The following is a 16,775-nucleotide window of genomic DNA, read 5'->3' on the forward strand; positions in this document are numbered from 1 at the left end:
CGCGCGAGGCGGGGGGAAGTTTGTCTTCAGTTTGTTGAATCTTGCTGAAGAATTTCTACGACAGGAGCGCCCGGACTTCAAGCCCCGAACACCGAACCGTTACCGCCGGGGTCGCCTACGCTAGCGGCCATGGGCCGACTGCGCCGGCTCGCCGAGGCCACCCCACCGGGCCGGGACCGCTACATCGACCTGCTCCGGGCCCTCGCGATCGTGCTGGTCGTCCTCGGTCACTGGGCGGTCGCCGCGATCGCGTACGACGACGGCCGGCCCACCGCCCGCTCCGCGCTGCCCGACCTGCCCTGGGCCTACCCGCTGACCTGGGCGGTTCAGGTCATGCCGGTCTTCTTCCTGGTCGGCGGCTACGCCAACGCCGCCTCCCTGACCACGCACCGCGGCCGGGGCGGCGACGGCACCGGCTGGCTGCTCGGCCGCAGCGCGCGGTTGCTGCGACCGACCAGCGTGCTGGTGCTCGCCCTGGCGGCCGGGGCCCTGGCCGCCCGGCTCCTCGGCGCCGAGCCGTCGCTGATCCGCACGGTGGTCTGGTTCGCCACCATCCCGCTGTGGTTCCTCGTCGCGTACCTCGTGGTGGTGCCGCTGACGCCGCTGATGTACGCGCTGCACCGCCGCTACGGGCTTCTCGTGCCGGCGGCCCTGGCGCTCCTGGTGGCGGCGGGCGACCTGGGCCGCGCCCTCGGGCCGGGCGAGGCGGCCCTGCCGAACTACGTCCTCGGCTGGCTGGCCGTGCACCAACTCGGCTTCGCCTGGTACGACGCCCACCGCGAACCGCCGGCCGAGGCCCGGGGCGGACCGCGGACCCGGCGGTTGCCGCTGTCGAGGCGGGCCGGCTGGGCGCTCCTGCTCGGCGGCCTCGCGGTGGCGGCGCTGCTCACCGGGCCCGGCCCCTACCCGATCAGCATGATCAACATCCCCGGCGAGCGGCTGGACAACGCCGCGCCGCCCAGCCTCGCGCTGCTCGCGGTGACCACCGCGCAGCTCGGGCTGATCCTGCTGCTGCGCGGGCCCGCGCGGCGCTGGCTGCGCCGCGACCGGCCCTGGCTGGCGGTGATCGCGGTGAACGCCGTCGTGCTGACCGTCTTCCTGTGGCACCTGAGCGCGGCGATCCTCGCCGTCGGCGGCCTGCACGCGCTGGGGCTGCTGCCGACCCCGCCGGCCGGCTCGGCCGCCTGGCTGGCCTGGCGGATCCCGTGGCTGCTGCTGCTGGGGGTGGTGCTCGCCGCCCTGGTGGCCGTCTTCGGGCCGGTCGAGGCGCGCACCGGCCGTCCCCCGGCCGCCCGCGTCCCCCCGCCGTCCGGGGGCCGCGCGACGCCGGCCGACCGGGGGGCGCCGACCGGCGGCCGCGCCACCGTCCGTACCGCCCTCACCGCCGCCGGTTTCGCCGCCGTGGTGTACGCGCTGGCCGACAACGCCGTCACCGCCCGCGCCGCCCCGGAGCCGCTCGGGCTGCCCGGCCCGGCCCTGGTGGCCTACCTGGCCGGGGCGGGCACCCTGCGGCTGCTCAGGACTGGGTGGGGAAGCCGAGGTTGACCCCGCCGTGGCGGGGGTCCAGCCACCGGCTGGTGACCACCTTGCCCCGGGTGTAGAAGCGCACCCCGTCCTCGCCGTGCGCGTGCAGGTCGCCGAAGAGCGACGCCTTCCAGCCACCGAAGGAGTAGTACGCCATCGGGACCGGGATCGGCACGTTGATCCCGACCATGCCGACCTCCACCTCGTGCTGGTAGCGCCGGGCGGCGCCACCGTCGTTGGTGAAGATCGCCGTCCCGTTGCCGTACGGGTTGGCGTTGACCAGGTCGACCGCCGCGTCGTACGAGCCGACCCGGAGCACCGACAGCACCGGCCCGAAGATCTCGTCCGTGTAGATCGACATGTCCGTGCTGACGCGGTCGAACAGGGTCGGGCCGAGCCAGAAGCCGTTCGGGTCACCGTCCGGCCGCACGTCCCGCCCGTCCACCACCGGGACCGCGCCGGCCGCCACGCCCGCCTCGACGTACGACCGCACCCGCTCGGCGTGCGCGGCGGTGACCAGCGGGCCCAGGTCGCAGCCGCGCCGGCCGTCGCCGGTGCGCAGCCCGGCCATCCGCTCGGCGATCCTCGCGACCAGCGCGTCGCCGACCGGCTCCACCGCGACCAGCGCCGAGATCGCCATGCACCGCTCCCCCGCCGACCCGAACCCGGCGTTGACGGCCGCGTCGGCGGCCAGGTCCAGGTCGGCGTCGGGCAGCACCACCATGTGGTTCTTCGCGCCGCCGAGCGCCTGCACCCGCTTGCCGGCCATCGACCCGCGCTGGTGCACGTACCGGGCCACCGGCGTGGACCCGACGAACGACACCGCCTTCACCGCCGGGTGCTCCAGCAGGGCGTCCACCGCCTCCTTGTCGCCGTTGACGACGTTGAGCACCCCGTCCGGCAGGCCCGCCTCCGCGAACCACTCCGCCAGCAGCAGGGCCGCGCTCGGATCCTTCTCGCTGGGCTTGAGCACCACCGCGTTGCCGGCGGCCACCGCGACCGGGACGAACCACAGCGGCACCATCACCGGGAAGTTGAACGGGCTGATCACCGCCACCACGCCGAGCGGCTGGCGGATGCTGTACGAGTCGACCTCGGTCGACACGTTCTCGCTGAACCCGCCCCGCAGCGCCGACGGGATGCCGCAGGCGTACTCGATGACCTCGAGCCCGCGCTGCACCTCGCCGGCGGCGTCGGCGAGCACCTTGCCGTGCTCGGCGGTGATCACCTCGGCGAGCCGGTCGCGCCGCGCGTGGACCAGCTCGCGGAAGGCGAACAACACCGCCGTCCGCTTCGCCAGGGAGGCGTCCCGCCAGGTCCGCGCGGCACGCTCGGCGGCCTCGACCGCGACCGCGACGTCCGCGACCGAGGCCAGCTCGACCTGCCCGGTACGCGCGCCGGTGGCCGGGTCGAAGACGTCGCCGCGCCGCTCGGCGGCGCCCGAGACGCGCTTGCCGTCGATGAAGTGCCCGATCAGGTTCATGCGTCGGCCCCCTCGACCGTGCCGGCGTGGATCGCGTCGACCAGGATGGCCAGCCCCTCGCGGGCCTCGTCCTCGGTCAGCGTGAGCGGCGGGCCCATCCGCAGCACGTTGCCGTACAGGCCGCCCTTCCCGACGAGCAGGCCGCCGACCCGGCACGCCTCGAAGACCCGGGTGGTCAGCGCCGGGTCCGGCTCGCCGGTGCCCGGCCGGACGAACTCGACGCCGAGCATCAGGCCCTTGCCGCGTACCTCGGCGACCTCGGGCAGCCCGCCCACGGCGGCCCGCAGTCCGTCGGCGAGGATCGCGCCGACCCGGGCCGCGTTGGCCTGCAGGTCGTGGTCGAGCAGGTAGTCGAGGACCGCGTTGCCGGCGGCCGTGGAGACCGGGTTGCCGCCGAAGGTGGAGAAGCTGATCGCCGGCACCGACTCGACCACCTCGGCCCGCCCGACCACGCCGGCGAGGGCGAAGCCGTTGCCGATGCCCTTGGCGAAGGTCAGCAGGTCCGGGGTGACGCCGTGCGCCTGGTAGCCCCAGAAGTGCTCGCCGGTACGCCCCCAGCCGGTCTGCACCTCGTCGCAGACGAGCAGGATGCCGTGCTCGTCGAGGACCTTCTTCCACGCCGCGAAGAGCCCGTCCGGGCCGTGCACGAATCCGCCGACGCCCTGGATCGGCTCGGCGATCAGGCAGGCCACGTCCCCGGCGGTCTGGGTGGCGAGGACCTCGCGCAGGTCGTCCACCGCCGCGTCGATCCGGTCCGCCTCCGGCAGCCGGGCGAGCAGGCCGCGCAGCCGCTCGCCCGAGTGCAGCCAGGCCACCTGCAACGGGTTGAGCGGGCTGGCCGACCAGCCGCGGTTGCCGGTGACGCCCATCGCCGCGTACGAGCGGCCGTGGTAGCTGTTGCGCACGGCGAGGACCTGGTGCGAGCGGCGGTGGTTGGTGGCCATCAGCAGGGCCGCCTCGTTGGCCTCGGTGCCCGAGTTGGTGAAGAACACCCGCGCGTCCGGGATGCCGGACAGCCGCGCCACCTTCTCGGCCAGCTCCACCTGCTGCCGGATCAGGTACAGGGTGGAGCTGTGCACGATCCCGGTACGCAGCTGGCGCTGCACCGCCGCGCGGATCTCCGGGATGTCGTAGCCGATCATGTTGGTCAGCACGCCGCCGAAGAAGTCCAGGTAGGTGCGGCCCTGCGCGTCGGTGACCCGGCGGCCCTCGCCGGAGACGAGCTCGATCGGTTCGGCGTAGTACAGCGGCATCCAGGACGGGAGCACGGCCCGGTGCCGGGCCAGCAGGTCGTCGGCGGTCATCGTGCACCTCTCAGCGCGGTAGGGGTCTTCGCACGCTCTCACCGGGCCGCGCCGGGGACAACTGGCACGGTGTAGCGTGCCCGGCCCCGCCGCCTGACAGGACGTCAGGCGACGGGCTTCGTCCGCGTCCGCGGCCACCGCCGCGGCCGGCGCGTCCCGGCGCCGCCGGACGGACCGTCGGCGCCGGCCCGCCGCCACCGTCGACCGCCGCCGCCGCGGGGCGCCGGCCCGGCGCCCCGGACCCACACCGGCAGCTGCAGCGCCGCGGCGACCAGCGCGTACGCGGCCCAGGCAGCCGCCAGGGCGGAGCCGGTGGAGACGTCCTGGAGCCGGTGGTAGGCCGCGAGGAAACCGACCAGGGCCAGGCTGTTGCGGCTGAAGTGCCGGGTGAACTCCACCAGGTGCCGGCGCGCCTCCACGGCGACCAGGACCCCGGAGTACGGAAACGTGACCACCATCCCCCGCAGCAGGTGACCGAGCAGGCCGGTGCAGACCGACCCGGCGAGGATCACCGCCAGCTTCGCCGGCGCCGACAACCCGTCCCCGCCGCCCGCGCCCGGCTCGACCGGGTCCGCGGCCCGGCCGGCCCACCGGTGGCCGGCCACCATCGCCCCGGCCCAGAGCAGGAGGGCCACCGCCAGCGCGGCCCCGAACGGCAGCGGGACGGCCAGCAGCACGGCGCTGGTCGCCACGTACAGCCCGATCCCGGCCAGGTCGGCGAGGGCGATCGGCCACCGCCACCGCTGGTGGGTGAGGGCGACCGTGCCGAAGAAGAGGTTCAGCCCGACGACCCCGAGCAGTTGCGCGCCGTCCACCCGGTGCCCGGTGGCGACCAGGGCGAGCGTCATCGGCAGGGGCAGGCTGTAGACGAGGGCCCGCAGCCGCACCGACCGGATCAGGCTGACCGCCCAGACCACGGCCGTCACGAGCAGGACGCCGCTCCACGTCACCGGGCGGTCAACCGTCCTGGTAGGTCGCGGCCGCCGCGCACCGGTCGAACGCCCGCGACAGCCGCTCGACGTCCGGCGGGTGGACCGAGAAGATGTTCTCGGTGACCTCGCCGTGCGCGCTCATCCGGGCCTCCCAGCAGCTCGTGCCGTCCCAGACCGCCAGGTTGCCGTGCCACCGCGGGCCGATCACGCCCAGCTGCAGCAGGCCGACCCGCACCCCGGCCCGGCGCTGCTCCGCCACGAGCGCCGACAACTCCTCGGACGCACCGACGTAGACGAAGATCCGGGTGATCGCGACGCCGCGGCCGAGGGCCGCGAGGTTGGCCGCCCAGTACCGCCGCCCGATGTCGCTGCGCCACCACGCCAGCTCCCCGCCCAGCCGCGGCACCACGTTGGTCACCGCGTCCAGCCGGCGCACGCACTCCCGGGTGGCGGCGAGCAGGTCCTCGTCGTCGTCGCCCGGCCGGCTGATCCGGCCGGCGGCCAACTGCTCCGCCTCCTGCCGGAACTCCTCGAAGCGGCGGCGCGCCTCGGCGGCCACCCGGGTGCCCGCGTGCTCCTCGGCCGCCGTGCGCACGGCGGTGACCAGGTGCGGCGTGGCCTGCGCCAGCCAGGGCGGGCCCTCCAGCAACGACCGCAGCTGGAAGCGGCGCTCGCCGCGGGCGAGCGAGTCGACCAGCAGCGAGATCGTGATGCCCATCAGACCGGCCAGCAGGGACTCGACACCGGTCGCGGCGTTGGTCAGGTCCAATGTGATCGACAGCAGGACGGACAGCCCGATCCCGGTCAGCGCCACCGGATCGGTGTGCGCCAGCAGCCGGACCACTCCACCGGCCGCCCTGCCCCGCCGGCCCGCCCCGCGCCGGAGCACGTCACCCACCATCGGTGCCCTCCAATCGGGATCCGCCGCCAGCGTACGAGCCGGACACAAGGCGTCACCACCCCACCACGCCGGGTACGTCGTTAGGATCGTCCGGTGCGGATGGAGACTGTGGCCCTGCCCCGCGCAGCCACCGGCACGGACGCCGGACGGATCGCCGCCCAGGTGCGGGACTGGGTCGAGTCGGCCCCGCTGCGGGCCCTCGTCGCGCGCTTCGGCGGCACCTGGCCGAGCGGCGACCTCGCCGACGTCCTCGACGGGTTGGACGCCTTCTCCGCACGGCACTGGGGCTTCCGCGCCGGCCGGGAACGCCCGGACGCCCGCGAGCCGGTCCTCGACCCGGCCACCGCGAGCCTGGTGCTCGACGCGGCCGCCGCGCTCGGCCTGGTCCACCCGGTCCCGCCGGCCCGGTCCGGCTACGCCCACCTGGTGGTGCTCGGCGGCCTGGCGCACGCCTGCGTACGACGCGTGGCGTACGCCGCCCACCTGCTGCGCGCCGGCGTCTCGGCGAGCGGCGAGCTGGCCGTGCTCGGCAGCTTCCGCCCGCTGTCCGACCTGGAGCGGCGGGCCCTGGCCGACGCCGGGCTGCCGGCCGGCCCGACCGAGGTCGACGTGCTGGACGCGGCCGTGCGGCGGCTGTTCGGTGTACCGGCGCCGGCCGAGGAGGACGGGCACGCGGCCGGCCACCCGCACCACTCGTGGTCGTCGCGCACGTACCGGCCCGGTGGCCTGCCGCCGGTGCGGGTGCTGGCGGCGCCGTCGAGCGAGCCGGAGCGGCGGCGGGCGCACACCGCCGACACCCAGCGGTTCTGGGCCGGGCACGTCGCCCTCTCCCCCGGCGATCCGGTGCTGCTGGTGACCGCACCGATCTACGTGCCGTTCCAGCACTGCGACGCGCTGCGCACGCTCGCCCTGCCGCACGGCTGCGGCATCGAGACGGTCGGCGTCGACCCGGCCCTGCCCGAGGTGGCCGTGCTGCCCGAGCCGACCCTCACCCCGGGCCGGTACCTGCAGGAGATCCGCTCGGCGATCCGCTCGCTGCGCGCCCTGCACGCCGCGCTGCGGTGCGGAAGGGCCCCTTCCTGACGCCTGGCGTCGTAGCGGATCCCTTCCGCACACGTCACCCGGCGGTGTCGCGGACCGCCTGGGCGAACACCTCCGAGCGGTGCTCGAAGTTGCGGAACCGCCCGTAGCTCGGCGCGGCCGGGGACAGCAGCACCACCCCGCCGGCCGGGGTGACCTGCCGGGCCAGCCGGACCGCGTCGACCAGCTCCTCGACGGCCTCGCAGCGCACCTTCGGCAGGCCGTCGAGCGCGGCCACGATCCGCGGCCCGCTGTCCGGGATGCCGATCACGGTGAGCTCCCGCTCGGCGAGGTGCTCGCGCAGCGGCGTGTAGTCCAGGCCCCGGTCGGTGCCGCCGACGATCACCGTGAGCGGCCGCCCGTCGTACGCGTCGATGGCGTGCATGGCCGCGTACGGGCTGGTGGCGAGCGTGTCGTCGACGAAGGTGAGCCCGGACGGGTCGACGATCTCGGTGAGCCGGTGGGCGAGCCCCTGGAACTCGGCGACCGCCACGGCGAGGGTGTCCCGGCGGCCGGCCACGTCGACGCCGAGCGCGTCGAGCACGGCCAGCGCCACGCAGAGGTTGCCCTCGTTGTGCCGGCCCACCAGCGGCAGCACCGCGCGCGGGAAGAGCGGCTGGTCGCCGAGGTGGAACCAGGACGCCCCGTCCGGGCCGCTCGCCACGTGGGTGGTGTCCGGCGCGCCGGCGCGTACCGCGGGCCGGTCGCCGAGCTCGGCGGCGAGCCTCGGGTCGGCGCCGTTGACGACGATGGTCTGCGGGTCGTGCGCCAGCAGGTTGAGCTTGTCGTGGTAGTACTCCCGTTCGCCGCCGTGCGCGTCCAGGTGCTCGGGGAAGAGCGCGGTGACCACGGCAACCCGGGGCGAGTCGGTCAGGTCGCTGCACTGGTAGCTGGACAGCTCCAGGACGTACAGCTCGGCGTCCGGCAGGTCCAGGGTCGGCACGCCGATGTTGCCGCCGAAGACGTTGGGCCGGTCCACGGCGGTGAGCAGGTGGCTGATCAGGCTGGAGGTGGTGCTCTTTCCCTTGCTGCCGGTGACGCCGACCGTGCGCGCCGCGTGGTCGGCCATCCACAGCGCGGTGCCCTGGGTGACCGGCACGCCGCGGCCGCGCAGCTCGACCAGCCACGGGTGGGTGTTCGGCACGCCCGGCGACCGGACCACCACGTCGGCGGCGGCCAGCCGGTCGAAGCCCGCCGCGCCGGTGACCAGCGGCGCCGCCTCCGCGAGCGGGCCGTCCCAGGGCAGGCTGAGGAACGATCCGCTGTCGTCGACGGCGACCAGGTCCGCCGGGCCGTGCGCGGCGATCGCGGTCACCGCGGCCCGGCCCTCCCGGCCGGTCCCCCAGACGGCGACTTTGCGTCCGCGCAGGTCAGACAGGCGCACGGGGCTCTCCTCGAGGTGTCGACGACGTCGGCGGGCGGGTCCGGCGCACTCGGGCACGGCGGACGAACCAGGGCCTAGTATGGCGTGTGCCCAACGAGCAGCCGCGGCGGATGGACGCCTTCACCTTCCCGTCCTACTCCATCGACCTGTCCACCGGAGAGGCGTTGTTCGACTACGCCCTGACCGGGCCCGACGGCGAACAACGCTGCACCGAGGTGGTCACGCTCCCGCTGCCCGCGGCGCCGCCGTCGGACGAGCAGGTGGCGACCCTGGGCCGGGTCCTGGAGCTGTTGCACGTGGTCGCGGGCGTCAGCTACTACAAGACCGCCGCGCCGCGCCGGCTGGTGCTGCCGGCGCCGCTGGGGTCGGCCGCCGTCGAGCTGGTCACGGCCGTCTACACCAAGGGCCTCGGGGAGTACGCGTACCGCAACGCGCTGCCGCACGTGCTGGAGCTGCGTCCCGAGGTACCGCCCGGTGAGGTGGCGCCGGCCGTCGGGTACGACACCTACGGCCGCCGACCGGTCTCGGCGGTGGGGGGCGGCAAGGACTCGATCGTGAGCCTGGAGGCACTGCGCCGGGGCGGGTTCGACCCGATGCCGTTCTCGGTCAACCCGAACCGGGTGATCGAGTCGGTGAACGCGGCCTCCGGCCTGCCGGCGCTGGCGGCGCGGCGGCGCATCGACCCGGTGCTGTTCGACCTGAACGCGGCGGGTGCGCTGAACGGCCACATCCCGGTCACCGCGATCAACTCGCTGATCGCGGTCGCCACGGCGGTGCTGAACGGGCTCGGCCCGGTGGTGATGTCCAACGAGCGCTCGGCCTCGGACCCGAACCTGGTGTGGAACGGGCACGAGATCAACCACCAGTGGTCCAAGGGCGTCGAGGCTGAGGGGCTGCTGCGGGCGGCGCTCGCCGAGCACGCCGGGCTCACCGACCCGTACTTCTCGCTGCTGCGCCAGCTGTCGGAGCTGCACATCGCCCGCCTGTTCGCCTCGATCGACCGCTACGACGACGTGGTGACCAGCTGCAACGCGGCGTTCAAGCTGCGTGGCGCGACCGAGCGCTGGTGCCGGAACTGCCCGAAGTGCCGGTTCGTCTTCCTCGCCCTGGCGCCGTTCATGCCGCGCGAGCGGATCACGCACATCTTCGGCGGGGACCTGCTCGCCGACCCGGCGCAGCTGCCGGGCTACCGCGAACTGCTCGGCGTGGACGGGCACAAGCCGTTCGAGTGCGTCGGCGAGGTCGAGGAGTCCGTGGTGGCGCTCAGCCTGCTCGCCGAGCAGGACCAGTGGCGCGACGCCCCGGTGGTCCGCGCCCTGATCGACGCGGTACCGGAGACCGCCTGGAGCGCAGCGGCCAGCTCCGACGTGCTGACCCCCGGCGGCCCCACCCACACTCCCACCCTCTACCTGAAAACCCTGGACACCCTGACCTAACCCCACCCCACCCACCCCCACCCCACCCACCCCCACCCCACCCACCCCCACCGCGTTGATCAAGAAGTTTTGGTCCTGATCGAGGCTGAATCAGGACCAAAACTTCTTGATCAACCTGGTGAGCGGCCGGGGCGGCGGGGGCGGGAGGGCGGGGCGGGGTGGGGGCCGGGTGGGGCGGGGTTACGGGGTGCGGATGGCGTCCAGGGCCAGTAGGGCCACGTGCAGGCTGAGGCAGGCGTCGACCGAGTCGAGGTCGACGTCCAGGATGCGGCCGATGCGGGCCAGCCGCTCGTAGAACGCCGGGCGGGACAGGTGCGCCGCGCTCGCCGCCGCCGTCTTGTTGCGCCCCTGCTCCAGGTACGCGCGCAGCGTGCCGAGCAACTGCTCCCGCGGGTGCTGGGCGTCGTACGCCAGCAGGGCGCCCAGCTCGCGCTCGACGAACGTCTGCAGGCGCGGCTCGTCGCGCAGCAGGTGCAGCAGGCCGGCCAGCCCGACGTGCGGAAGCCGGAAGACCGGCAGGTCCCGCCGGTCCCGCCGGGCGGCGTCGGCGACCTGCCGCGCCTCGACCAGCGAGCGGCGCGCCTCCCGCAGGCCACCCACGCCCGAGCCGGCGGCGATGACCACCGCCCCGACCGCGGCGGTGGGCACACCCGCCTCGCCGGCGCGCGGCAGCGGGGCGCCGCGACCGATCGGGACGCCGTCCGGGCGATCGGCCCACGCCGCCTCGCCGGGGCCGGGCGCCCCGTCGGCGCCGGGCCGGTCACGGGCGGCGAACGCCTCGGGGCGATGCCGGCGCAGGGCGGCGGCGAACGCCGCCAGCGCGCGCTCCTCGGCCGCCGCGTCCGGCACCGCGAGCAGCGCGCCCACGGACTGGTCGTCGAGGGCGCTGGTCAGGGCGCTCACCTTCGCCTCGCGTACCGCGTGTCCGACCGCCTCGGCGAGGTCCCGCAATCGGGCCGGCCCGGCCTCCTGCCCGCCCGGGGCGAGCCAGTCGCCGGCGGGTTCGGCCCCGCCGTCCGGGGGCGCGTCGTCGCGGTACCGGACCACCACGCCCACCAGGTGCCGCCGCTCCAGCACCACGCCCAGGGCCCGGGCCCGCAGCGCCACCTCGTCGACCGGCCGGGAGTGGTCGAGCAGCGCCGTCAACAGGGTGCGGTGCAACTGCCGTTCGAGGCTCTCGGCGTCGCGGCGGATGAGCCGGCCCAGGGCCAGGGTCGAGGCGGCCCGCTCGACCAGGATGGTGAGCCGGGTCGGTGCGGTGTCCGGGGTACGGCCGGGGACCGGCGTCCGCCCGCCGCCGTCGGCCCGGCCGTGCGCGGGCGCACCGCGCCGGGTGGTCAGTTCGCCGTCGCCGGGCCAGCGCAGCAGCAGCCGCCCCCAGTCCTGCCCGCGGGCACCGACCATGGTCACCAGCCAGCCGCTGTCGGCGTCGTACGCCGTCCGCCCGGCCGGCCGGATCCGCCGGGAGTGCTGCTCCCAGCCGTCGAGGAGCAGCTCGGCGCTCTGCCCCGCCGGGTCGTACGCGAGCACCTGCCGGGAGAGGTTCTCCAGCACCACCGGGCAGCCGGACAGCTCGGCGGCCTGCCGGACCACCTCGCCCGCCCCGGCGCCCTCCACCGACAACTCGGTGAAGCGCTGGTGGATCTCCTCGGTGGCCCGCAGCTCGGTGAGCTGCGCGTCGACGATCAGCGCGTGCACCGCCTCGGTGATCCGCACGAAGGGCGTGGTCCGGCGCAGCTCCACCAGCGGCAGCCCGCGCCGCTCGGCGGCGGCGGCCATCACCCGGGGCACCCCGCCGACGTAGCGGCGGCCGAGCTCGACCACGAGGCCGGACACGCCGACGTCGGCCAGGCCGCCGATGAACGCCCGCAGCCCGGCGTCGTCGGCCGGCAGCCCGATCCCGGTGGTCAGCACCAGCTCGCCGCCGCCGAGCAGGGTGGCGATGTCGGGCACCTCCGCCACGTGCACCCAGCGGACCGGCCGGTCCAGCCCGGCGTCGCCCGCGACGAGGCGTGGCGCGCCGTGCCGCAGGGGCTCCAGCGCGAGGACCTCACGGACGGTAGGGAACACGGGCGATACGCTACCGTCCGTCACCAGGCAGGGCGAGCGGCCGAACCGGCGCAGCGTACGGCCCTCGTGCTGAGTGCCTCCGGCGGTCAGAGCGGGTCGTCGCGGCCCAGTTCCCAGGCGGCGACGGCGGTGGCGGCGGCGACGTTGAGGGAGTCCACCCCGCGCCGCATCGGGATCACCACCCGCACGTCGCTGGCGTCCAGGGCGGCCCGGGTCAGGCCCGCGCCCTCGGCGCCGAGCAGCAACGCCGCGCGGGCGCGCTGGCCGGCGTCGAGGTGCTGGATCGGGACCGCGTCCGGGGCCGGGGTCATCGCCAGCACGGTGAACCCGGCGGCGCGGACCTCGGCGAGCGCGTCCGGCCAGGGGTCGAGTTTCGCGTACGGCACGGCGAACACCTCGCCCATGCTCACCCGTACGCTGCGCCGGTAGAGCGGGTCGGCGCAGGTCGGCGACAGCAGCACCGCGTCGACGCCGAGCCCGGCGACGGCCCGGAAGATCGCGCCGAGGTTGGTGTGGTTGTTGACGTCCTCCAGGATCACCACCCGGCGGGCGGCGGCGAGCACGTCGGCTGCCGCCGGCAGCGGGCAACGCCGGAACGACGCCAGCACACCCCGGTGTACGTGGAAGCCGGTGGCCTGCCGCAGCACGTCCGGCGTGGCGGCGTAGACCGGCGCCTCGCCGGTGTCCAGGTCGGCGATCTGGTCGACTCGTTTGGCGTCCACCAGGTACGACCGGGGTGGGTACCCGGCCCGCAGGGCGCGGCGCAGCACCAACTCGCCCTCGGCGATGAACAGCCCGTGCGGCGGTTCCCAGCGGGTCCGCAGTTCGACGTCGGTGAGCGCGCGGTAGTCGGCGATCCGCTCGTCGTCGGGGTCGGTGATCTGGTGGACGGGCACCCGACGATTCTGCCGGACGGCGGGGACGGCTCGACGAGGACCGGCACCGGTCGCGTTATCGGGAATCTTCCGGCCGCTCGCCCCGACCACGACTTGGTCTGCTGGCCGTCATCTGCGGGAAACCAGTCGACATCGACGGTTGAGGCTTCCGGAAACATTCCGATAGCATCGATCCGCGCGGATGAGATTCTCCAGGTCGTGATCTTCAGCAGGCCTCCGGGCGGCCTGCGCGGGTCGCTCCCGGCGCGGATGGGCAGCGCCGGCCCCGGCACCCGCACCCACCATCCGACTTTCCCGGAAGGCATCGACATGAGCAACCCCCCGGTCCCACGTGGGGACCGATCGACCCGGGCCCATACCGCCCGGCGCCTCGCCCTGACCGTCGCGGTCACCGGCGCGCTCGTCGCCGGCGCGACGGTCGCCCTCGCCCCGACGGCCAGCGCCGGTACGACGCTGGGCGCGTCCGCCGCCGAGAAGGGCCGCTACTTCGGCGCCGCGGTCGCGGCGAACAAGCTCTCCGACGGCACGTACGTGGGCATCCTGAACCGCGAGTTCAACTCGGTCACGCCCGAGAACGAGATGAAGATCGACGCGACCGAGCCGCAGCAGGGGCAGTTCAGCTTCGCCAACGCCGACCGCATCGTCAACCACGCCCGCTCCAACGGGATGAAGGTACGCGGCCACACGCTGGCCTGGCACTCGCAGCAGCCCGGCTGGATGCAGAACATGTCCGGCAGCGCGCTGCGCCAGGCGATGCTCAACCACGTCACCCAGGTCGCCACCTACTACCGCGGCAAGATCGACTCGTGGGACGTGGTGAACGAGGCGTTCGCCGACGGCAGCAGCGGCGCCCGGCGCGACTCCAACCTGCAGCGCACCGGTGACGACTGGATCGAGGCCGCGTTCCGCGCCGCCCGGGCGGCCGACCCGAACGCGAAGCTCTGCTACAACGACTACAACACCGACGACTGGAGCCACGCCAAGACGCAGGCCGTCTACCGGATGGTCCGCGACTTCAAGCAGCGCGGCGTGCCGATCGACTGCGTCGGCCTCCAGTCGCACTTCAACAACCAGTCGCCGTACCCGAGCAACTACCGCACCACCCTGTCCAGCTTCGCCGCGCTCGGCGTGGACGTGCAGATCACCGAGCTGGACATCGAGGGCGCCTCGGCCGACACCTACCGCCGGGTGGTCGAGGACTGCCTCGCCGTCGCCCGGTGCAACGGCATCACCGTGTGGGGCATCCGGGACAGCGACTCGTGGCGGTCCTACCAGAACCCGCTGCTCTTCGACGGCAGCGGCAACAAGAAGCCCGCGTACACCGCGGTGCTGAACGCCCTCAACAGCGGCACGCCGCCGCCGACCACCCCGCCGCCGTCGACGCCGCCGCCGAGCACCCCGCCGCCCACCACCCCGCCGCCGACCACGCCCCCGCCCGGCCCCGGCGGGTGCTCCGCCGCGGTGAGCCTGCAGACCTGGAACGGCGGCTTCGTCGCCACCGTCCGGGTGACCGCCGGCTCCTCCGGCACCAACGGCTGGGCGGTCACCCTGGCGCTGCCCAGCGGCGCGACGCTGGTCAACACGTGGAACGCCACGCCCAGCGCCAACAGCGGAACGGTCCAGTTCAGCAACGTGAGCTACAACGGCCGGCTGGGCGCCGGCCAGACCACCGAGTTCGGGTTCCAGGCCAACGGCAACGCCAGCGGCACGCCGACCCCGAGCTGCTCGGCGAGCTGACCCTCGCCACGGCGCCCGGTGCGGGCTTCCCCTCCCCGCACCGGGCGCCACCCGTTCGGGGCGTTTCCACGCCGACGCCCGGGGAATGTCGCCCCCGCGCGTAAGGAAGGGCCCCTGTCAACGCCCGCGATAGAGGAAGGGCCCTTCTCAACACCCGGGCAGCGGAGGGGATTCGATGAGCATCGACGGTGACGGGTGGCGGCCGACCGCGCCGTGGTCCCTGCCCCGCAACCCGACGGTCGCCGACCACCTCGTGCAGCGGCTGGCCTGCTGGGGCGTCCGCCGCTACTTCGGCTTCCCGGGCGACGGCATCAACGGCATGACCTCCGCCCTGCAACGCACCGCCGAGAAGGCGCAGTTCATCCAGGTACGCCACGAGGAGACCGCCGGCTTCGCGGCGTCGGCGCACGTCAAGTACGGGGGCGGGCCGCTCGGGTGCGTGCTGGTCACCAGCGGCCCGGGGGCGATCCACGCGCTCAACGGCCTGTACGACGCGAAGCTCGACCACCAGCCCGTCGTGGCGCTGGTCGGGCACACCGCCCTCACCGCCGAGGGCGGCGGCTACTACCAGGAGGTCGACCTGCTCGCCCTCTACAAGGACGTCGCCGCCGCCTTCCTCGCCCAGCTCGACCACCCCGCCCAGGTCCAACACCTGGTCGACCGGGCCTGCCGGACCGCGCTCGCCCGGCGTACCGTCACCGCCCTGGTGCTCCCGCTCGACGTGCAGGACAAGCCCGCCGTGCCGGAACCCCCGTACGCCCACGGCTACTACCACACCAGCAGCGTGCCGAGCAGCGCGCCGACCGTGCCCCCGGAGGCCGACGTCCGCCGCGCCGCCGAGGTGTTGCGCGGCGGTGAGCGGGTGGCGATGCTCGTCGGGCAGGGCGCGCTGGGCGCCGAGACGGAGGTCCGCGAGATCGCCCACCGGCTCGGCGCCGGCGTGGCGACCGCCCTGCTCGGGTTCACTGCCGTCGACCACCGCGAGCCCTGGGTGACCGGCGCGATCGGCCTGCTCGGCAGCCGCCCGAGCTGGCAGCTCATGCAGGGGTGCGACCGGCTGCTGATCGTCGGCAGCAACATGCCGTACTCGGAGTTCTACCCGCCGCCCGGGCAGGCCCGCGCGGTGCAGATCGACCACGACGGCACCCTGCTCGGGCTGCGCTACCCGACCGAGGTGAACCTGACCGGCGACGCCGCCCCGACGCTGCGGGCGCTGCTGCGCGAGCTGGGCCCCGGCCCCGGGCCGACGCGCTGGCGGGAGACGATCGCCCGGGACACGTCGGCGTGGCGGCAGTCGCAGCGGGAGCTGGCCGGGCAGTCGGCCGACCCGGTCAACCCGCAGCTGCTCTTCAGCAGCCTCAGCGACCGGCTCCCCGACGACGTGCTGCTCGCCGTCGACTGCGGCACCGCCACCGCCTGGTACGCGCGGCACATCCAGGTCCGCCCGGGGATGCTGGCCAGCCTGTCGGGCACCCTGCTGTCCATGGGCGGCGCCATGCCGTACGCCCTCGCCGCCAAGTTCGCCCACCCCGACCGGCCGTTGGTGGCCCTCATCGGCGACGGCGCGATGCAGATGAACGGCGTCAACGAGCTGATCACGGTGGCGAAGTACTGGCGCGGCTGGGCCGACCCGCGCTTCGTGGTGCTGGTCCTGAACAACCGGGACCTGGCGTTCGTGAGCTGGGAGCAGCGCTCCAGCGAGGGCACCCCGATGTTCCCGGACAGCCAGCAGCTGCCCGACATCGGCTACCACCGGTGGGCGGAGGTGCTGGGGCTCGGCGGCGAGCTGGTCGACTCCCCCGACCAGGTGCCCGCCGCCTGGGATCGCGCCCTGAACGCCGACCGCCCCACGGTCATCAACGCCCTGGTGGACCCGGCCGAGCTGATGCTGCCGCCGCACTTCACCGCCGACCAGGCCCGCAAGACCGCCGCGGCGGTGCTGCGCGGCGACACCGACTGGGCCGGCATCCTCCGCCGGGGCCTGCCGGCCACGGTCAGCGCGTACAAGCCGCGCCGGGGTTGAGCGCC

The 16,775-nt window shown here is 74.8% G+C and carries 12 protein-coding genes; 5 read left to right on the plus strand and 7 right to left on the minus strand.

Annotation, left to right across the window (positions count from 1 at the left end):
• The first annotated feature begins 129 nt into the window (after positions 1 to 129).
• Entirely contained in the window at positions 130 to 1,545 is a 1,416-nt protein-coding gene (locus tag EV376_RS25975) for an acyltransferase family protein (protein WP_130327425.1), read from the plus strand.
• Here EV376_RS25975 and EV376_RS25980 read toward each other — a convergent pair.
• From EV376_RS25980 to EV376_RS25995, 4 genes are all read right to left on the minus strand, one after another.
• Positions 1,517 to 3,007, minus strand: a complete 1,491-nt coding sequence (locus EV376_RS25980) for a CoA-acylating methylmalonate-semialdehyde dehydrogenase (protein ID WP_130327427.1) — start codon at positions 3,005 to 3,007, stop codon at positions 1,517 to 1,519. The two genes, EV376_RS25975 and EV376_RS25980, sit on opposite strands and share 29 nt — an antisense overlap.
• Positions 3,004 to 4,311 carry an aspartate aminotransferase family protein gene (locus EV376_RS25985; RefSeq protein ID WP_130327429.1) on the minus strand — a complete coding sequence of 436 codons (1,308 nt, stop codon included), beginning with the start codon at positions 4,309 to 4,311 and terminating at the stop codon, positions 3,004 to 3,006. Before EV376_RS25985 ends, EV376_RS25980 begins: the two co-directional genes overlap by 4 nt.
• Positions 4,312 to 4,415: 104 nt before the next feature.
• The gene (locus tag EV376_RS25990) at positions 4,416 to 5,261 is read right to left on the minus strand and encodes a hypothetical protein (protein WP_130327431.1); all 846 of its coding nucleotides are present in this window, start codon (positions 5,259 to 5,261) and stop codon (positions 4,416 to 4,418) included.
• Positions 5,262 to 5,268: 7 nt separating this feature from the next.
• Positions 5,269 to 6,144 (minus strand): hypothetical protein, encoded by an 876-nt coding sequence (locus EV376_RS25995; RefSeq protein WP_130327433.1) that lies wholly within the window; start codon positions 6,142 to 6,144, stop codon positions 5,269 to 5,271.
• Between the two features lie 99 nt (positions 6,145 to 6,243).
• Between EV376_RS25995 and EV376_RS26000 the strand changes: the two genes are divergently transcribed.
• Entirely contained in the window at positions 6,244 to 7,227 is a 984-nt protein-coding gene (locus EV376_RS26000; protein WP_130328871.1) for a hypothetical protein, read from the plus strand.
• A 34-nt stretch (positions 7,228 to 7,261) separates the two neighbouring features.
• On the opposite strand, the gene murD is transcribed toward EV376_RS26000, so the two are convergent.
• Positions 7,262 to 8,608, minus strand: coding sequence for a UDP-N-acetylmuramoyl-L-alanine--D-glutamate ligase (gene murD / locus EV376_RS26005; protein WP_130327435.1), 1,347 nt, complete (start codon positions 8,606 to 8,608; stop codon positions 7,262 to 7,264).
• 86 nt (positions 8,609 to 8,694) lie between these two features.
• Between murD and EV376_RS26010 the strand changes: the two genes are divergently transcribed.
• On the plus strand, positions 8,695 to 10,044 hold the full coding sequence (locus EV376_RS26010; protein WP_130327437.1) for a MurL-like N-terminal domain-containing: 1,350 nt from the start codon (positions 8,695 to 8,697) through the stop codon (positions 10,042 to 10,044).
• Positions 10,045 to 10,224: 180 nt separating this feature from the next.
• Here EV376_RS26010 and EV376_RS26015 read toward each other — a convergent pair whose 3' ends face one another.
• Together EV376_RS26015 and EV376_RS26020 are read right to left on the minus strand one after the other, a co-directional pair.
• On the minus strand, positions 10,225 to 12,114 hold the full coding sequence (locus EV376_RS26015) for a PucR family transcriptional regulator (protein WP_130327439.1): 1,890 nt from the start codon (positions 12,112 to 12,114) through the stop codon (positions 10,225 to 10,227).
• Between the two features lie 86 nt (positions 12,115 to 12,200).
• Positions 12,201 to 13,076, minus strand: a complete 876-nt coding sequence (locus EV376_RS26020; protein ID WP_486482938.1) for a TrmH family RNA methyltransferase — start codon at positions 13,074 to 13,076, stop codon at positions 12,201 to 12,203.
• A 243-nt stretch (positions 13,077 to 13,319) separates the two neighbouring features.
• Between EV376_RS26020 and EV376_RS26025 the strand changes: the two genes are divergently transcribed.
• Together EV376_RS26025 and EV376_RS26030 are read left to right on the plus strand one after the other, a co-directional pair.
• Entirely contained in the window at positions 13,320 to 14,747 is a 1,428-nt protein-coding gene (locus EV376_RS26025; protein ID WP_130328872.1) for a glycoside hydrolase family 10 protein, read from the plus strand.
• A 175-nt stretch (positions 14,748 to 14,922) separates the two neighbouring features.
• Complete coding sequence (locus EV376_RS26030; protein WP_130327442.1) at positions 14,923 to 16,770, plus strand: thiamine pyrophosphate-requiring protein; 1,848 nt, start codon at positions 14,923 to 14,925, stop codon at positions 16,768 to 16,770.
• The last annotated feature ends 5 nt before the right edge of the window (positions 16,771 to 16,775 follow it).

The organism is Micromonospora sp. CNZ295 (assembly GCF_004217535.1).